The sequence below is a fragment of the Vibrio sp. YT-19(2023) genome, from assembly GCF_033337395.1.
Genome location: NZ_JAWOQN010000952.1, coordinates 1 through 556, shown reverse-complemented (window position 1 = coordinate 556; position 556 = coordinate 1). Strand labels below are relative to the sequence as shown.

Below are 556 nucleotides of genomic sequence, written 5' to 3'. Positions count from 1 at the left end.
AAAGTAGATGCCAATCGAAATGACACTCACTAGCCCTGTGATGGCTAAAACGGCCAAAGTGAATAGCATCACCAAAAGTCCAGTTCGCTGGCGCGCATTGTCTTGATGATGAAAAAAGTCCATTAGAACGCAACCTTCGGCGCTGCTTGGATTGCTTCTGTGTCTGCAAACTCAAGTAACTTACCGTCTTGGAAACCAAATGTGTTCGCGAAGATAACGGGTGGGAATGTTTGCTTGTAAGTGTTGTAGCTGGTCACGGCATCATTAAATGCTTGGCGGGCAAACGCGACTTTGTTTTCGGTACTGGTTAGCTCTTCTTGGAGTTGGCTCATCGTCTCGTTTGCTTTCAATTCAGGGGAGGCTTCTACCACAACGTTCAGTTTGCCGAGAGCGCTTTGTAACACGCCTTCTGCTTGGCTAAGCTGGCTAATTGCAGCATCACTATCTGGTGCATCACTGGCGGCTTTTAAACCTGCTATCGCTTGGTTAGGTGCTTGGATAACGCGTTCAAACGTTTCCTTCTCATGATCCATGTAACCTTTAGCGGTGTTTACTA

Annotated in this window: 1 protein-coding gene; it reads right to left on the bottom strand. The window is 46.9% G+C overall.

The genetic code is table 11. From position 1 onward, the window contains the following. Nucleotides 1-122 precede the first annotated feature (122 nt). The coding region (locus tag R7E78_RS29370; protein ID WP_318059053.1) for a LemA family protein at nt 123-556 on the bottom strand (434 nt) is incomplete at its 5' end.